Source organism: Gordonia sp. QH-12 (assembly GCF_001578675.1).
Lineage (GTDB): Bacteria > Actinomycetota > Actinomycetes > Mycobacteriales > Mycobacteriaceae > Gordonia > Gordonia sihwensis.
This window is the reverse complement of the sequence record NZ_KQ969288.1, coordinates 26,581-42,110: the sequence shown is the minus strand read 5'-3', so window position 1 is coordinate 42,110 and position 15,530 is coordinate 26,581. Positions and strand designations below refer to the sequence as shown.

The 15,530-nt window shown below is 68.7% G+C and carries 18 protein-coding genes; 10 read left to right on the top strand and 8 right to left on the bottom strand.

Annotated features, from left to right (window positions below; translation table 11 throughout):
• Positions 1-287 precede the first annotated feature (287 nt).
• The 4 genes from Y710_RS07910 to sdhC are packed head-to-tail and all read right to left on the bottom strand — an operon-like array spanning position 288 to position 3,698.
• A complete protein-coding gene (locus tag Y710_RS07910) occupies positions 288-1,073 on the bottom strand; it encodes a succinate dehydrogenase iron-sulfur subunit (protein WP_006897240.1) in 786 nt (261 codons plus the stop codon).
• Positions 1,073-2,827 (bottom strand): succinate dehydrogenase flavoprotein subunit, encoded by a 1,755-nt coding sequence (sdhA, locus tag Y710_RS07905; RefSeq protein WP_006897241.1) that lies wholly within the window; start codon positions 2,825-2,827, stop codon positions 1,073-1,075. The genes Y710_RS07910 and sdhA overlap by 1 nt, the downstream gene beginning before the upstream one ends.
• Positions 2,828-2,843: 16 nt before the next feature.
• Positions 2,844-3,275 (bottom strand): succinate dehydrogenase hydrophobic membrane anchor subunit, encoded by a 432-nt coding sequence (locus Y710_RS07900; RefSeq protein WP_006897242.1) that lies wholly within the window; start codon positions 3,273-3,275, stop codon positions 2,844-2,846.
• A gap of 15 nt (positions 3,276-3,290) precedes the next feature.
• Positions 3,291-3,698, bottom strand: a complete 408-nt coding sequence (gene sdhC / locus Y710_RS07895; protein ID WP_006897243.1) for a succinate dehydrogenase, cytochrome b556 subunit — start codon at positions 3,696-3,698, stop codon at positions 3,291-3,293.
• A 195-nt stretch (positions 3,699-3,893) separates the two neighbouring features.
• Here sdhC and Y710_RS07890 point away from each other — a divergent pair, with 195 nt between their 5' ends.
• The 4 genes from Y710_RS07890 to Y710_RS07875 are packed head-to-tail and all read left to right on the top strand — an operon-like array spanning position 3,894 to position 7,855.
• Entirely contained in the window at positions 3,894-4,319 is a 426-nt protein-coding gene (locus Y710_RS07890; protein WP_062367169.1) for a cytidine deaminase, read from the top strand.
• Entirely contained in the window at positions 4,316-5,626 is a 1,311-nt protein-coding gene (locus tag Y710_RS07885) for a thymidine phosphorylase (RefSeq protein ID WP_006897245.1), read from the top strand. Before Y710_RS07890 ends, Y710_RS07885 begins: the two co-directional genes overlap by 4 nt.
• Before the next feature lie 42 nt (positions 5,627-5,668).
• Entirely contained in the window at positions 5,669-6,682 is a 1,014-nt protein-coding gene (locus Y710_RS07880) for an LLM class F420-dependent oxidoreductase (protein WP_062367167.1), read from the top strand.
• 51 nt (positions 6,683-6,733) lie between these two features.
• Positions 6,734-7,855: an adenosine deaminase gene (locus Y710_RS07875; RefSeq protein ID WP_045540457.1), complete on the top strand. Its 1,122-nt coding sequence runs from the start codon at positions 6,734-6,736 to the stop codon at positions 7,853-7,855.
• A gap of 238 nt (positions 7,856-8,093) precedes the next feature.
• Here the strand turns inward: Y710_RS07875 and Y710_RS07870 are convergent, their stop codons facing one another.
• Positions 8,094-9,353, bottom strand: coding sequence for a hypothetical protein (locus Y710_RS07870; protein WP_062367075.1), 1,260 nt, complete (start codon positions 9,351-9,353; stop codon positions 8,094-8,096).
• Between the two features lie 80 nt (positions 9,354-9,433).
• Here Y710_RS07870 and Y710_RS18730 point away from each other — a divergent pair, with 80 nt between their 5' ends.
• The 5 genes from Y710_RS18730 to Y710_RS07850 all read left to right on the top strand — a co-directional run bounded on the left by Y710_RS18730 (position 9,434) and on the right by Y710_RS07850 (position 12,964).
• Positions 9,434-9,586, top strand: coding sequence for a hypothetical protein (locus tag Y710_RS18730; protein ID WP_156479425.1), 153 nt, complete (start codon positions 9,434-9,436; stop codon positions 9,584-9,586).
• A 3-nt stretch (positions 9,587-9,589) separates the two neighbouring features.
• The gene (locus Y710_RS07865) at positions 9,590-9,838 is read left to right on the top strand and encodes a hypothetical protein (RefSeq protein WP_062367073.1); all 249 of its coding nucleotides are present in this window, start codon (positions 9,590-9,592) and stop codon (positions 9,836-9,838) included.
• A gap of 61 nt (positions 9,839-9,899) precedes the next feature.
• A complete protein-coding gene (locus Y710_RS07860; protein ID WP_231875706.1) occupies positions 9,900-10,448 on the top strand; it encodes a sigma-70 family RNA polymerase sigma factor in 549 nt (182 codons plus the stop codon).
• Positions 10,449-10,450: 2 nt separating this feature from the next.
• Positions 10,451-11,173, top strand: coding sequence for an anti-sigma factor (locus Y710_RS07855; protein WP_062367069.1), 723 nt, complete (start codon positions 10,451-10,453; stop codon positions 11,171-11,173).
• 81 nt (positions 11,174-11,254) lie between these two features.
• Positions 11,255-12,964: a cytochrome c biogenesis protein DipZ gene (locus Y710_RS07850; protein WP_062367067.1), complete on the top strand. Its 1,710-nt coding sequence runs from the start codon at positions 11,255-11,257 to the stop codon at positions 12,962-12,964.
• Positions 12,965-12,994: 30 nt separating this feature from the next.
• Here Y710_RS07850 and Y710_RS07845 read toward each other — a convergent pair whose 3' ends face one another.
• Positions 12,995-13,942 carry a C40 family peptidase gene (locus Y710_RS07845; RefSeq protein WP_062367065.1) on the bottom strand — a complete coding sequence of 316 codons (948 nt, stop codon included), beginning with the start codon at positions 13,940-13,942 and terminating at the stop codon, positions 12,995-12,997.
• Positions 13,939-14,262 (bottom strand): type VII secretion target, encoded by a 324-nt coding sequence (locus Y710_RS07840; protein ID WP_062367064.1) that lies wholly within the window; start codon positions 14,260-14,262, stop codon positions 13,939-13,941. Before Y710_RS07840 ends, Y710_RS07845 begins: the two co-directional genes overlap by 4 nt.
• Positions 14,263-14,348: 86 nt before the next feature.
• On the opposite strand from Y710_RS07840, the gene upp reads away from it, so the two are divergent.
• Positions 14,349-14,996, top strand: coding sequence for a uracil phosphoribosyltransferase (gene upp, locus Y710_RS07835; protein WP_062367062.1), 648 nt, complete (start codon positions 14,349-14,351; stop codon positions 14,994-14,996).
• A 9-nt stretch (positions 14,997-15,005) separates the two neighbouring features.
• Here the strand turns inward: upp and soxR are convergent, their stop codons facing one another.
• A complete protein-coding gene (gene soxR / locus Y710_RS07830; RefSeq protein ID WP_006896528.1) occupies positions 15,006-15,470 on the bottom strand; it encodes a redox-sensitive transcriptional activator SoxR in 465 nt (154 codons plus the stop codon).
• Between the last annotated feature and the right edge of the window lie 60 nt (positions 15,471-15,530).

Genomic DNA, 15,530 nt, shown 5'->3' with positions numbered 1-15,530 from the left:
CCGCGCTCGGCGTCCGGGTGCGGGTGGTTTCGACTCGCTCCGCTCGGCGTCCGGGTGCGGGTGGTTTCGACTCGCTTCGCTCGCTCAACCAGCCTGGGGGAGCGTTCGACAGTCCCAGGCCTTCTGCAGGCCAGTTGAGCGAGCGAACTCCAGGCCAGTTGAGCGAGCGAACTCCAGGCCAGTTGAGCGAGCGAAGCGAGTCGAAACAAGCGCTGCCCGCGGCGCAGACGACGAGGCCCCCGGAAGTAACCGGGGGCCTCGTCGGGGCTGCAGAGAAAGGTCTGCTTCTAGCGGGCGAACATCAGGGCGCGCTTGACTTCCTGGATCGCCTGCGTCACCTGGATGCCGCGGGGGCATGCGTCGGTGCAGTTGAAGGTGGTGCGGCAGCGCCACACACCGTCGACGTCGTTGAGGATGTCGAGACGCTCGGCGGCGCCCTCGTCACGGCTGTCGAAGATGAACCGGTGAGCGTTCACGATCGCGGCCGGTCCGAAGTACGATCCCTCGTTCCAGAACACCGGGCAGCTCGTGGTGCAGCACGCACACAGGATGCACTTGGTGGTGTCGTCGAACCGGGCGCGGTCGGCCTGGCTCTGGATCCGCTCGTACGTCGGCTCGTTGCCCGAGGTGATCAGGAACGGCTTGATGGCGCGGTACGCGTCGAAGAACGGCTCCATGTCGACCACGAGGTCCTTCTCCACCGGGAGGCCCTTGATGGGCTCGATGGTGATGGTGATCTCCTTGGACGAGTCCTTCGGCAGCAGATCCTTCATGAGGAGCTTGCAGGCCAGCCGGTTGACGCCGTTGATCCGCATCGCGTCCGAACCGCAGACGCCGTGGGCGCAGCTGCGGCGGAAGGTCAGCGAGCCGTCCAGGTAACCCTTGACGTACAGGAGCAGGTTGAGCAGGCGGTCGGTCGGCAGCGCCGGGACACGGAAGCTCTCGAAGCCCTGGGCGTCCGGGTTCTCCGGGTTGAACCGGTAGATCTTCAGCGTGACCATCGTCGCCTCGGCCGGAACCGGAGGCAGCGGGGGCTCATTGGTCGCCGGGGTGGATTCGAGTGTGGCAGTCATCAGTACTTACGCTCCATCGGCTCGTAGCGGGTCTGAACGACGGGCTTGTAGTCGAGCTCGATGTCGGCGAGCAGGCCGTCGCCCTTCTTGTACGCCATGGTGTGCACCAGGTAGTTCTCGTCGTCGCGCTTCGGGAAGTCCTCGCGGGCGTGACCGCCGCGCGACTCCTTGCGGTTGAGCGCACCGGCGACGGTGACCTCGGCCAGTTCGAGCAGGAAGCCCAGCTCGACGGCCTCGAGCAGATCGCTGTTGAAGCGCTTGCCCTTGTCGTGGACGCGGATGTGGTTGTACCGCTCCTTGAGTGCACGGACATCGGCGAGCGCCTTGTTCAGGGTCTCGTCGGTGCGGAACACGGACGCGTTGTTGTCCATGGTCTGCTGCAGTTCGGTGCGGATGTCGGCCACGCGCTCGTTGCCGTGCTCGGACAGCAGGCCGGCGAGCCAGCCGTCGACCATCGCCGTCGGGTTCTCCACCTGCTCGGTGAAGTCGGTGGAGTTGGCGTACTCGGCAGCGGCGATTCCGGCGCGGCGACCGAAGACGTTGATGTCGAGGAGCGAGTTGGTGCCCAGGCGGTTCGCGCCGTGGACCGACACGCAGGCGCACTCGCCGGCGGCGAACAGACCGTGAACGATCTGCTCGTTGTTCGCGAGCACCTGGCCGCGGACGTTGGTCGGGATGCCGCCCATCACGTAGTGGCAGGTGGGGTACACCGGGACCAACTCGGTGACCGGGTCCACGCCCAGGTAGGTGCGCGAGAACTCGGTGATGTCCGGGAGCTTCTCGTTGAGCACGTCCTCGCCCAGGTGACGCACGTCGATGTAGACGTAGTCCTTGTTGGGTCCGGCGCCGCGGCCTTCGAGCACCTCGAGCACCATCGACCGGGCGACGATGTCACGCGGGGCGAGGTCCTTGATCGTGGGTGCGTACCGCTCCATGAAGCGTTCGCCGTCGGCGTTGCGGAGGATGCCGCCCTCGCCTCGGACCGCCTCGGAGATCAGGATGCCCAGACCGGCCAGACCCGTCGGATGGAACTGGTGGAACTCCATGTCCTCCAGCGGCAGGCCCTTGCGGAAGATGATGCCCATGCCGTCGCCGGTGAGCGTGTGCGCATTGGACGTGGTCTTGTACATGCGACCCGAACCGCCGGTGGCGAAGACGATCGACTTGGCGTGGAAGACGTGGATCTCGCCGGTGGCCAACTCGTACGCGACGACACCGTTGGCGACGGGCTCGCCGTTCTCGTCGGTCGTCATGTTGACGTCCAGAGCGTAGAACTCGTTGAAGAACTCGACGTCGTGCTTGACGCAGTTCTGGTACAGGGTCTGAAGGATCATGTGACCGGTGCGGTCCGCGGCGTAGCAGGCGCGGCGGACCGGCGCCTTGCCGTGGTCGCGGGTGTGACCGCCGAAGCGGCGCTGGTCGATGCGGCCCTCGGGGGTGCGGTTGAACGGCAGACCCATCTTCTCCAGGTCGAGCACCGCGTCGATGGCCTCCTTGGCCATGATCTCAGCGGCGTCCTGGTCGACGATGTAGTCGCCGCCCTTGACCGTGTCGAAGGTGTGCCACTCCCAGTTGTCCTCTTCGACGTTGGCCAGAGCGGCGCACATGCCGCCCTGTGCCGCGCCGGTGTGGGAGCGGGTGGGGTAGAGCTTGGTCAGGACTGCGGTGCGGGCCCGCGGTGCGGCCTCGATGGCAGCGCGCATACCGGCGCCGCCGGCGCCGACGATGACCACGTCATAGCGGTGTTCCTGCATGGGTTTCTAGTTCTCCTTAGCTGGCGCTGCCGAAGGTGAGGATCGCGTAGGTGCCCAGCACGAGGATCAGGATCATCGACAGGGCGAGCAAGGTGTTCAGCCAGAAGCGGGTGGAGTCCTTGCGCGAGTAGTCGGCGATCACCGTGCGGACGCCGTTGCCGCCGTGCAGCTGCGCGAGCCAGAGCATGAAAAGATCCCAGACCTGCCAGAACGGCGACTTCCAGCGGTCTGCGACGAACGACGCGTCGATGCGGTGCACGCCGCTGTCCCACATGAGCATGATGAACATGTGGCCGAACGTCAGGACGATGAGGGCCAGGCCCGAGAAACGCATGAACAGCCACGCGTTCTTCTCGAAGTTGCCGCGGCTGCGGATGCGCGGGGCACCCGGCGCGTCCAGGCTGGCGGGGCGGTCGTAGGCGGTGCCGAGGGTCTTTGCTTCAGTCATTGTTTCTCAGCTCCCTTAAAGCGCGTGCGTGATCAGGATCTGCAGCATGCGCACGGCAGCCGCGATGAACACGATCGCGAAGACGGTGAGGATGGCCCACAGCATCTGGCGCTGGTACTTGGCGCCCTTCGACCAGAAGTCGACGAGGATGACGCGCAGACCGTTGAGGGCGTGGTAGAGCACGCAGAAGACGAGACCGATCTCCATGAGGCCGATGATCGGCGTCTTGTAGGTGTCGATGATCTCGGTGTACGTGTTCTCGTTGACCCGGATGACGGCGGTGTCGAGCACGTGCACGAAGAGGAAGAAGAAGATGGACACGCCGGTGATGCGGTGCAACACCCACGACCACATGCCTGGGTCACCTCTGTAGAGAGAGCGCTTGCGCACCGGTGCCGGTGCAACCTCTGTGGGGGTGCTCATCGCGAAACTACGCCTCCGTTGTCGTGGACTTGGGGTGGGACCGCAAGCGCACGCGTAGGTCGCTGCAAGACCCAATGCTCCTGACTTTAAACCTAAGCTGAGTGTTGTCGTAAATTGCCGGAGCAATGTGACCAAGGTCCACCGATTTAATTAGGTGTGCCTTACCTACGGTGATTTGTGTGGAGAGGGGATCAATTGACTGCGGGAATCGACTTCGATTCATTGCGAAACGCGGCGTCGACGGCGATGACCAGGGCATACGCCCCCTACTCCGGCTTTGCGGTCGGTGCGGCGGGAATCACACTCAGCGGCCAGATCATCACCGGAAGCAATGTGGAGAATGTCTCATACGGCTTAGGGCTCTGCGCCGAGGTGTCGATGGTCGCGGCGGGCATTTCTCTCGGTCGTATGGACGCCGATCGCGCCTCGCGCGAACGACTGATAGCGGTGAGCGTCTGTGACGCGCGCGGCAGCGTGCTGACCCCGTGCGGCCGCTGCCGACAGGTGCTCCTGGAGTTCGGCGGCGAGGAGCTTCTCGTCGACTCGGCCGGGGGGCCTCGGCCGCTGCGGGAACTGCTGCCGGACGCCTTCGGCCCGGGCCACCTGGAGGCGATCCGGTGACCGCATCGCTCGAGCCGGTCGACGCGATCCTGGCCAAGAAGGACGGCCGCGAACTGACCGGTGAGCAGATCCGCGGGATGATCGCCGGATTCACCGCGGGCGACGTGGCTCCGGAGCAGATGTCGGCGCTGCTGATGGCGATCGTCCTGCGCGGGATGACCCGTCGCGAGATCGGAGACTGGACCGCCGCGATGATCGACTCCGGCATCACGATGGACTTCTCGGACCTGCGGCGCGGCGGCCGGCGGGTGCCGACCGTCGACAAGCACTCCACCGGCGGCGTGGGCGACAAGATCACGCTGCCGCTCACGCCGCTGGTCGCGTCGTACGGAGTCGCGGTGCCGCAGTTGTCCGGCCGCGGGCTCGGTCACACCGGCGGCACCCTCGACAAGCTCGAGTGCATACCGGGATGGCGGGCCGAGGTGTCCGTGGACGCGATGCGCAGTCAACTGGGCAGGGTCGGTGCGGTGATCTGCGCGGCGACCGCCGACCTCGCGCCCGCCGACCGCAAGCTGTACGCACTGCGCGACGTGACCGGGACCGTCGCGTCGATCCCGCTGATCGCCAGCAGCATCATGAGCAAGAAGATCGCGGAGGGCACGCAGTCGCTGGTGCTCGACGTCAAGGTGGGCTCCGGCGCGTTCATGAAGGACATGGCCGACGCGCGGGAGCTCGCCGAGACGATGGTGGCGCTCGGTGCGGACGCGGGCGTGCGTACCAGCGCCCTCCTGACCGACATGGCGACGCCGCTGGGCCGCACCGCGGGCAACGCCGTCGAAGTCGCCGAGTCCCTGGAAGTGCTGGCCGGCGGCGGTCCCGCGGACGTGGTGGAACTGACGGCGGCGCTGGCGTCGGAGATGCTCGACGCCTCCGGGATGCACGACGTGGATCCGCTCCGCAACCTGGCGAACGGCAAGGCGATGGACACCTGGCGCTCGATGATCGAGGCGCAGGGCGGAGATCCGGATGCCCCGTTGCCCGCGCCGCGCTGCACCCACGAGGTGATCGCCGACCGCGACGGCCGATTGGCGAGGCTCGACGCGCTGGCCGTGGGGCAGGCGGCCTGGCTGCTCGGTGCCGGGCGCAGCAGGCCCGGTCAGGCCGTGTCGGCGACCGCCGGCGTCGTGTGGCACGCCGCCATCGGCGACCAGGTGCGCCGCGGGCAGCCGCTGCTCACCCTTCACACCGACGACGAGACACGCATCGAGGGTGCGCTGGCCGCCCTCGACGGCGGGGTCGACGTGCGCGTCGAGCCCGTGTCCCGGCCCGCTTCGCGCATTCTCGACCGGGTCCCGGCCGCCGGGTGAATCGACGAGCGGGGACTGGCTTTCGGCGCTACGTTGGATCGCATGGTCGACAAGCGGATTCGCATCGGATACCAGATTCCCAACTTCACCTACCCCGACCCGCTCGCGCCGGAGAACGCCGGACCGGTCGCGGACATCTTCCCGACCGTTGCGGCGCAGGCGCGGGAGGCCGAGCGCTCCGGCTTCGACACCGTCTTCGTGATGGATCACTTCTACCAACTGCCGGGACTGGGTGCGCCGAGCGAGCCGATGCTGGAGGCGTACACCACGCTCGGTGCGCTGTCGGGCGCGACATCCGAGATCAAGCTGTCGGCGCTCGTCACGGGCAACACGTATCGCAATCCGGCGATGCTCGCCAAGACCGTCACCACCCTCGACGTGGTCAGCGGCGGCCGGGCGGTGTGCGCGATCGGCGCGGGTTGGTTCCAGCTCGAGCACGATCAGATGGGTTTTGAATTCGGGACCTTCACCGATCGGTTCGAGCGGCTGTCGGAATCGCTCGAGATCCTCTCGCCGATGCTGCGCGGCGGGCGGCCGGAGCTGACCGGCAAGTGGTACTCGGCGCACGACACGCTCAACCAGCCTCGGTTGCGCGACGACCTGCCGATCATGCTCGGCGGCGGCGGGGAGAAGAAGACCTTCGGTCTGGCCGCGCGCTACGCCGACCACCTCAACGTCATCTGCAACGCCTCCGAACTGCCGCGCAAGATGGACGCGCTCGCGGCACGGTGCGAGGAGGCCGGACGCGATCGCGACACCCTGGAGACCAGCTTCCTGAGCTTCGTGATCATGGACGTGGACGGCGACCGTGCCCGGAGCCTGGCGCACGACTACCTCCGCAAGACCGGCGTGGACCCGGAAGTGATCGACGACGAGACCTACGCGCGCGCCACCGACCGGATGTACATCGGTACTCCGGACGACGTCGCCGACCAGTTGCAGCGGCGGGTACTCGACCAGGGGATCGACGGGCTGGTGATCAACATGGTCCCGAACGGGCATCTGCCCGGGAAGGTGGCTGAGGCCGGGGCGATGCTGACGGCGCTGCTGAACTGAGCGGTCGCGCTCATCGCGCGCGGCCGCCGGATCGGCGCTACCGTCGAGGCCATGGTCACTTCCGCCACGATCACCGTCGAAGAATGCCGGTTGGCGCCGAAGGTGCTGCTGCACGATCACCTGGACGGGGGACTGCGCCCGGCCACCGTCGTCGACCTCGCTCGCAGGGGCGGCTACGACCGCTTGCCCGCCGATGACGCCGACGAGCTGGCGGAGTGGTTCGCCACCGCCGCTGACAGCGGATCGCTGGAGCGCTACCTGGAGACGTTCGCGCACACCGTCGCCGTGATGCAGACCGCCGACGCCCTCGAGCGGGTGGCCCGCGAATGCGTGGAGGATCTGCACGCCGACGGTGTGGTGTACGCCGAAGTGCGGTTCGCTCCCGAGCTCCATCTGGAGCAGGGACTGTCCCTCGACGAAGTGGTGGAGGCGGTGCTGCGCGGCTTCGCGGCGGGGGAGGCCGCGGCGTCGTCGGGAGGAGGCCGGCCGATCATCGTCCGATGCCTCGTGACGGCGATGCGGCACGCGGCGCGTTCTCGCGAGATCGCCGAACTCGCGGTCCGCTTCCGTGGCCGCGGTGTGGTCGGGTTCGACATCGCGGGCGCCGAGGCCGGGAATCCGCCGAGCCGACATCTCGACGCCTTCGAGTACCTGCGCGGCGAGTGCTCGCACTTCACCATCCACGCCGGCGAGGCGTTCGGGCTACCGTCGATCCACGAGGCGGTCGCGTTCTGCGGCACCGACCGGCTCGGCCACGGGGTGCGGGTGATGGACGACGTGGTGCTCCCGCCCGGCTCCCGGCCGACCGACTCATCCTTCGACGGCGCGAAGCTGGGCCAAGTCGCCGACTACGTCCGCGACAAGCGGATTCCGCTGGAACTGTGCCCGAGCAGCAATGTGCAGACCGGTGCCGTCGCGTCGCTGGCGGATCACCCTTTCAACATCCTCGCGAAACTGCGGTTCCGGGTGACGGTGAACACCGACAACCGCCTCATGAGCAACACGTCCATGAGCCGTGAGTTCATGGTCCTGCATCGTCAGTTCGGCTACGGGTGGGCCGATTTCGAGCGGTTCACCGTCAACGCGATGAAGTCGGCGTTCCTCCCGTTCGACCAGCGTCTGCGCCTGATCGACGACGTGATCAAGCCCGGGTTCGAGGTGCTGATGGGGTGAGGGGGGTGGGTTTCGACTCGCTTCGCTCGCTCAACTGGCCTATTAGGAGGGGAGGCTCGCTCAACTGGCCTATTAGGAGGGGAGGCTCGCTCAACTGGCCTAGGAGGCTAGGAGGGAGGCTCGCTCAACTGGCCTAGGAGGGAGGCTCGCTCAACTGGCCTAGGAGGGAGGCTCGCTCAACTGGCCTAGGCGGGCGTAGAGGCGTGCTCGCGTTACTGGCCGTGGGGCGGGGCGGCGGCTAACCCCGCCGTACCAGGCGGTCCTCGAAGTCGTGGACCAGCGCGCGCCACACCTCGGCCTCGTTGTCGAACGGGCCCGACGGGGCGAGCCGCTTCGGGTCGGGATTGATGGCGTAGTCGACGAACCAGCCGAGCGGCGTGGTGGTGGCCAGCGCCTCGTTGACCGTGTCGATGCCCGCGTAGTCGGCGGCGTCGGTGAGCAGTTCGACGGCCAGATCGAGCTGGCGGCTGTCGATCCGGCGCGGGCCGTCCAGGATGTCCTCGCCGATGCCCTGGAGCGCGTAGACGTTCTCGGGGAGGACGTCGTACTCGATCTCGTTGGTGTCGGCGGCGGCCTGCACGTCATTGAAGGTCGACAGCTTCGCCAGATCGTGGTCGTCGTTGTCGGCCAGGAAGCGAGTGAGCGCCCGTTGCGATCCGAAACCGTAGATGGTGCCCTTACGGCCCAGGAACACCGGATCGTCGCCGAGGTAGCAGCGCAGGGTCAGGAACTCGCCGGCGTCGGTGTAGATGCGGATGGGATCGATCCCGACGCCGGCCCAGAAATCGTCCTCGCCGATCTCGTCTTCCTCGTCGTCGTCCTGCTCGTCATCGTCGTCGGCGTCGTCGAGGACCACTTCTTCGGCATCGAAGTCGGGCTCGTCCTCGTCCTCGGCGGAGGCCGCCGCGGCCAACTCGTCCTCGGCGATCGTCACCGCGTCGGCGTCGACCTTCGGCACGGTGATGACCGCATCGAGAGCGTCGATCACATCGTCCCAGTGCTTGGCGATGAGACGCCCGATGCGGACCCAGAGGTCGACGCCGTCGCGGCCCTCGAAGTTGTTGGTGCCGACCGTGACGGCGCCCAGGATCGGGTTGCCCGTGAAGAACTTGGTGACCGGGGCCAGTTCGCAGACCTCGCCGATGATGCGGACGATCTCCAGCGCGTCCTCGAGCTCGCCGAGGACCTCCGGTCGCGGGTCCTCGGCGGCCAGCTCGGGGACGCCGATGAGGTCGTAGCTGTGCCGGTCGTCGGGGACCAGCTCGGCCGCCTGCACCTTCTTGATCGTCTCCCACGCGGGGTGATCGACGAGGTCGTTGTCGTCGTCTGTGCGCACGAAGGCGACGAGTTCGGCGACGCCGGGCAACGCGTACAGGTCGTCTTCCAGACCCAGGAACGCTTCCCACTCGTCATCGCCCTCGCGCCACCGCGGAGCCCACAGTGTGAAGAGGTTGCCTTCGGTCAGTCCGAGTTCGATGGGAACGATGTCACCGGCCATGGTCACTGAGCCTAATCAAGAACTCGTTCGCGTGCTGCACGGGGCCGGTCGACGTCGTGAATTCGGGTCAGTGGCCGGTCATGGCTGGACCGTTCTCGTCCGTCATCGCACCCGGCGGAGTCATCATCTCGCTGGTGGCCGGCGGCGCCATCGTCGGCGACATGGGTGCCATCTGCGAGGACATCGGCGGTGACATGGGCGTCTGGGACATCGGCGGGGACATCGGGGTCTGAGACATGGGTGCGGGGGACATCTGCGAGGACATGGTCGACGGGGTGGTCGGAGTCTTGTCGTTGTCGTCGCCGCACGCCGAGAGCACTGCGACCAGGGCGGCGGCGCCCGCGAGCGTGACCACGGCGGTGCGACGGGTGGAGGTGGAGATCATCGGAGTTCGTTTCGTCGACGGGGTGGCCGGCTCGGCCGCCCTCGCTGATGATTCGTCGCCGAGACGGCCGAGTATTGGTTTCGATCGAAATCGGCAGTGACACCAATCCGTGACGCATCGGGTGTCGAATGGTTGGTGTGGACCACACGAATCAGTCTGTCGTGACCGGCACGGTGTCGTTCGACGACCTCCTCGAAGCGGTCGGCGAAGGCGACCGCGACGCCTTCGACGTGCTCTTCGACGAACTCGGCCCGCGCACGTTGGCGCTGGCTCGACGCGTGGTCGGCAGCAGCGCCCGCGGCGAGGAGGTGCTGCAGGACGCGTGGCTGCAGGTATGGCGCACCGCAGGCGCCTACGACCGCGGCCGCGGCAGCGCGCGGGCCTGGATCACCACGCTCGTCCACCGCCGCGCCGTCGACACCGTGCGCCACGACGTGGCCGAACACCGGCGTGACGAGCGGTTCGAGGCCGCGCGCGTCCCGGACTTCGACTCGGTCAGCGACGACGTGGTGGCGCGTGACGAACGGATCCGGGTGCGGGCCTGCCTGGACACGCTGACCGTCAAACCGCGCGAGGCGATCGATCGCGCCTACTTCGGCGGACTGCCGTACTCGGAGGTCGCGGCGGCCCTCGCGCTGAGTCCGGCCACGGTCAAGACACGTATCCGTGACGGGCTGCAACGGCTCCGGACCTGCATGGGAGGACGGTGACCATGAGCGATCCACGATCTGGAAGCACCCGCGACCACCCGCGTGATCTGCTGCCCCTGCACGCGCTCGACGCGCTCGACGAACTCGACAGGCGCCGGGTGGAGGCGCATCTGCAGACGTGCCCCGAATGTGCGGCCGCATGGGCCGCCTGGCAGGAGACCGCGGCAGATCTGAGTACCGACGCGGACCCGGTACCGCCGCCGGTGCGGGCCGCGCTCATGCGCGCCGTGGACGGTGAGGCGTCCGCCGCGCCGTCCGCCGGCCGCTCGCGCCGCTCGCGCCGCTGGGTGCGCGCGGCGGCAGCGGCGTGCATCGCGGTCGCGGCCGCGGGCGGCGTCGTCACCTGGCGGGTCGTCGCCGACCACCGGCCGTCGGCGACGTCGACCTCGGGGACCTCGATGGACGACGTGCTCGCCGCACCCGACATGGAGAAGGCCACCGGTGCCGTCGGCGACGGCACGGTCAAGGCGATGTACGCACCGTCGCAGCGCGCCACCGTGGTGAGTGTTGAGAACCTGCCGCCGACCGACCACCGGACCGGATACCAGGTGTGGATCACCGTCGACGGGCGGAAGAAGTCGGCGGGCATGGTGCACGGTGCCGACACGTCGAGCGTCATCATGACCGACATGAGCCGGCCGGCCGGCGTCTCGCTGTCGGTGGAGCCGATGACCGGTTCGCCGCAGCCGACCTCACCGATGGTGGTCCAGTTCCCGATTCCCTGAGATCTGTCCCGCGATCCAATCCCCGCCGCGCTCGGCGTCGAATCAATCGTGAACAGACCGGTCGAGAGGAATGGATCCGCGATGCTGACGATGATTCTGGTGGGGTTGGCCGGAGGTCTGGTGACCGGGGTGTCGCCGTGCGTGCTGCCGATGATTCCGATCATCTTCGTGACCGGCGGCGCCCAGACCGGGACTCGCGAGACGTCGGCGTCACCGGGCCGGGCGATCGCGATCATCGGCGGAATCGTGGTCAGCTTCAGTCTCATCACGCTGCTCGGGACTCTGGTGCTCGCCGCGCTGGGACTGCCGAGCGGACTGCTGCGATGGACCGGCATCGTCCTGCTGGTGTTGATCGGACTGGGCATGCTGATCCCGTCGGTGGCGCATGTGCTGGAGCGTCCGTTCGCGCGACTGCCCGGGTGGATGCCGAAGGGCCGAGGCGGGCGGGCCGCGCCCTTCCTTCTGGGCCTGGGACTGGGCACCCTGTACGTGCCGTGCGCCGGCCCGGTGCTCGCCGCGATCTCGGTGGCCGGCGCGACCGGCGACATCGGGTGGCGGACCGTGGTCCTGACCGTCTCGTTCGCCGTCGGCGCGGCACTGCCGCTGGCCGTGTTCGCGGTCGCGGGGGCGTCGCTGGCGAAGCGGCTGGCCGCGTACCGGCGGCGGCAGCGCACCTTCCGCGCGGTGGGAGGGGTGATCCTCATCGGGCTGGCGGTGGCACTCGTCTTCGACGCCCCGGCCCGGCTGCAGGCGGCGATTCCCTCGTACACCGCCTCGGTCGACCGTGCGCTGTCGCAGTCGGACGCGGTCAACCGCGCACTCGGACGGCAGACGGGCGGTGCCGCGGCGTGCACGGGCGGCGACGGGCTCGCCGACTGCGGCAGTGCGGCCGACTTCACCGGAGGCGGTCGCTGGTTCAACACGCCCGGCGGCGCCCCGCTGACGGTGGCCGGGCTCCGGGGCAAAGTGGTCCTCGTCGACTTCTGGACCTACTCGTGCATCAACTGCCTGCGCGACGGCCCGCACGTGCGCCAGTGGTGGGACGCGTACCGGACGTCGGGACTGGAGATCGTCGGAGTCCACACGCCGGAGTTCGCGTTCGAGAAGGACTCGGGCAATGTGGCCGCCGCGATCGGCGACGAACACATCGGCTATCCGGTGGTGCAGGACAACGACTACGCGATCTGGAACGCCTACGGCAACCGCTACTGGCCGGCGAAGTACCTGATCGACGCGCACGGCACCGTGCGTGCCGTCTCCTACGGTGAGGGCGGCTACGAGGAGATGGAACAACGAATCCGCACTCTGCTCCACGAGGCCTCGCCCGAGCGTGCGCTGCCGGCACCGGTCAGCGGCGCCACCGTGAGTGCCGGCGACCTCGGCGGCGGACCGGCCTCCGGACCGATCTCGCCGGAGATGTACGTGTCGGCGTCGCGCTCGGAGGGCTCCTACGCGGGCGGTGCGCTGACTGTGGGACGCCGCACCTTCTCATTCGGCGCCGACTCGAAGCCCAGCACATACGCGCTAGCGGGCGAGTTCGACGTGACCGACGAATCGGTGCGCGCGGTCGACGCCGCCCGTATCCGCCTCGACAGCACCGCCTCATCAGTCAACGCGGTTCTCGGCGGCACCGGCCGCGCGGTCGTGCACACACCCGGAGCCCCGGACCGGACGATCGACGTCTCGGTCCCGCCGCGGCTGTACAACCTCGCTGACGACGGTTACCGCCACCGTGACACGACGATCGATCTGAGCGACGGACTCGAGGTGTACAGCTTCACCTTCGGCTGAATCCGGACCGACGGCCGCCCGCCTCGACCGTCATCGGGGCCGGTAGAAGCCCTCGAAGGTCTGGTCGGCGTTGGAGGTGCGCAACGGCGTCACTCCGACCGGATCGCCGCCGGTCTCCACGAGCTGGCCGTTGCCGATGTACATGGCGACGTGCCCGGACCAGACGGCGAGGTCTCCCGGCTGCAGGTCGTCCTGTGACACGGCGAACCCCGCGGTGTCCTGGTCCTGGGCGAGCCGAGGCAGCTCCACTCCCGCCTGCCGGTAGGCCCACTGGGTGAAGCCGCTGCAGTCGAAGCCGTCGGTGGTGGTTCCGCCCCAGACGTACGGGGTGCCCTGGACGCTGAGCGCAGCGCGGACCGCGGTCGCGGCGCGCTCGTTCTCGGCGTACGACACGGAGCCGTCGGGGAGGGTGATCGGGATCCGTCCGCCGCCCGACGACGGAGCACCGGCCGACGGGGCACCGGAGACGGCCCGCGCCGCGCTCGGATCGGCCGCCGCCTGCCCCTCCAGGGCGGAGGCGTCGCGCGAGAGGTCGACCTGCGCTCGCTGCACCACGTGGACCCCGCGCGCCAGATGGCTCAGCGCGAGCGGGACCAGCGCGGCCAGCCCTGCGGGCGAGGCGATCGCCGGGACCGTCGCGGCAGTCGCGACGAACGATTCGACGAGAGCATTCAGTTCGGTGTTCGCCTCCTTCACCCGCCCGGCCGCGTGCTCGATGATGGACGTGATGTCGCTGCCGGCGGTGCCGATCGAGTCGTCGACGGCCGCCAGACGGCGTGATGCGGTTCCCGCGCGGTCGCCGCCCGCGCCGCGCCAGCCCGCTGCGGTGGCGGCGACACTCCGGTCCGACAGTGTCGAAGCCTCGGCCAGTGCGGACCCGGTGTCGGAGTACACCGCCGTCGCCCCGGGCGGGAGCACTCCGGTGCCGAGTGTCGCCACCAGCGCTTTGAGTGGCGCGATCAAGAGTTCGGCACTCATGCCGGCACCCCGGCGACGGCCTCGGCGTTGGTGCCGTCGCAACACTGGTAGGCGGTGCGGGCGGTGCTCGCGCAGTCGGCGGCCGATGCGTGGCGCGAGGCGAGAGCGTCGAGTCGGTCGGCCCGCGCCGCGCCCAGCCGTTCGAGCGCGGCCAGGAACTCGACGCCGATCAGCCCGAAAGTCGGTACCAGCGTGCTCGTGCCGGATCGCTCGGCCGCCGTGCGCGCACGGACGGCCTCTGCCGCTCCCGACTGGTTGGCGGCGACGGCGTGGACCGCGGCCGGATCGACGATGACCGGTGTGCCGGATTGGACGTTCATACCTAATTGGACGCACCCGGCCGCCGAACGGTTCCGCCGCCGTCGGCCACGGCGTGTCACCGACTGCCCGACATTACGATGAGCGCATGACCGACACCCCCTCGTCAGGCCTGCACGTCCGCATCGTCGATCACCCGCTGACCCGCGCGTGGCTGTCGGTTCTGCGCGACGAGGCCACCGACAACGCGGCCTTCCGGAACGCGCTCGCCCGACTGGCCCAGATGCTGGTCTACGAGGCCTTCGCGGATGTTCCGGAACGCCCGTTGCAGGTGCGGACTCCCGTCGGGGACGCGTCGTGCAGCAGGCTCGCGTCCACGCCGCTGTTCGTTCCGGTCCTGCGCGCCGGTCTCGGCATGCTCGACGCCGCGCTCGCAGCGGTGCCCGAGGCCGGGATCGGTCTGGTCGGCGTGGCCCGCGACGAGACCACGGCCATGCCCACCGAGTACCTCGCATCGCTGCCGCAGGACCTCACCGGGCGTCCGGTGTGCGTGCTGGACCCGATGCTGGCGACCGGCGGCTCGCTGGTGCACACGCTGGATCTGCTCGTCGCCCGCGGCGCCACCGATCTCACGGCGATCTGCGTGGTCGGGGCACCGGAGGGGCTCGACGCGCTGCGCGCGTGGGGCGGATCGCTGCGCCTGGTGATAGGTGCGGTCGACGAACGGCTCAACGAGGCCAAGTTCATCGTTCCCGGGCTCGGCGACGCGGGCGACCGCCAGTTCGGTCCGCGCTGAGCCCCCGGATCATCCCCGGGTCGCCGGAGGCAGTCGCCGCGGCCCCGGCCCCTGTTCGCCCAGGACATCCCCCGGGTTGACGTACGGACACTCGGTGAGCGACAGGCAGCCGCAGCCGATACAGTCGGCCAGATCGTCTCGCAGGGCCACCAGACCGGCGATGCGGCGGTCGAGGTCGGCCCGCCAGTCCTGAGCCAGCCGTGCCCAGTCCTGCCTGGTCGGCGGCTTCTCATGCGGGAGTGCGTCCAGTGCGGCCTTGATGCGGGCGAGCGGAATGCCGAGTGTCTGCGAGGCGCGGATGAAGGCGACCAGCCGCAGCGTGTCCCTGCGGTACTCCCGCCTGTTCCCGGCGGTGCGGCGGCTGGTGATGAGCCCGATCTGCTCGTAGTAGTGCAGCGTCGAGACGGCGACCCCCGCACGGTCTGCGACCTGTCCCGGTTTGAGCCACGCTCCGCGCGGCGAGCTCTCGGCCATCGGCCCTTTCCTTGACATCAAGTGCACTTGATGAAGTGCACTGTAAGTCATGAGCACCGA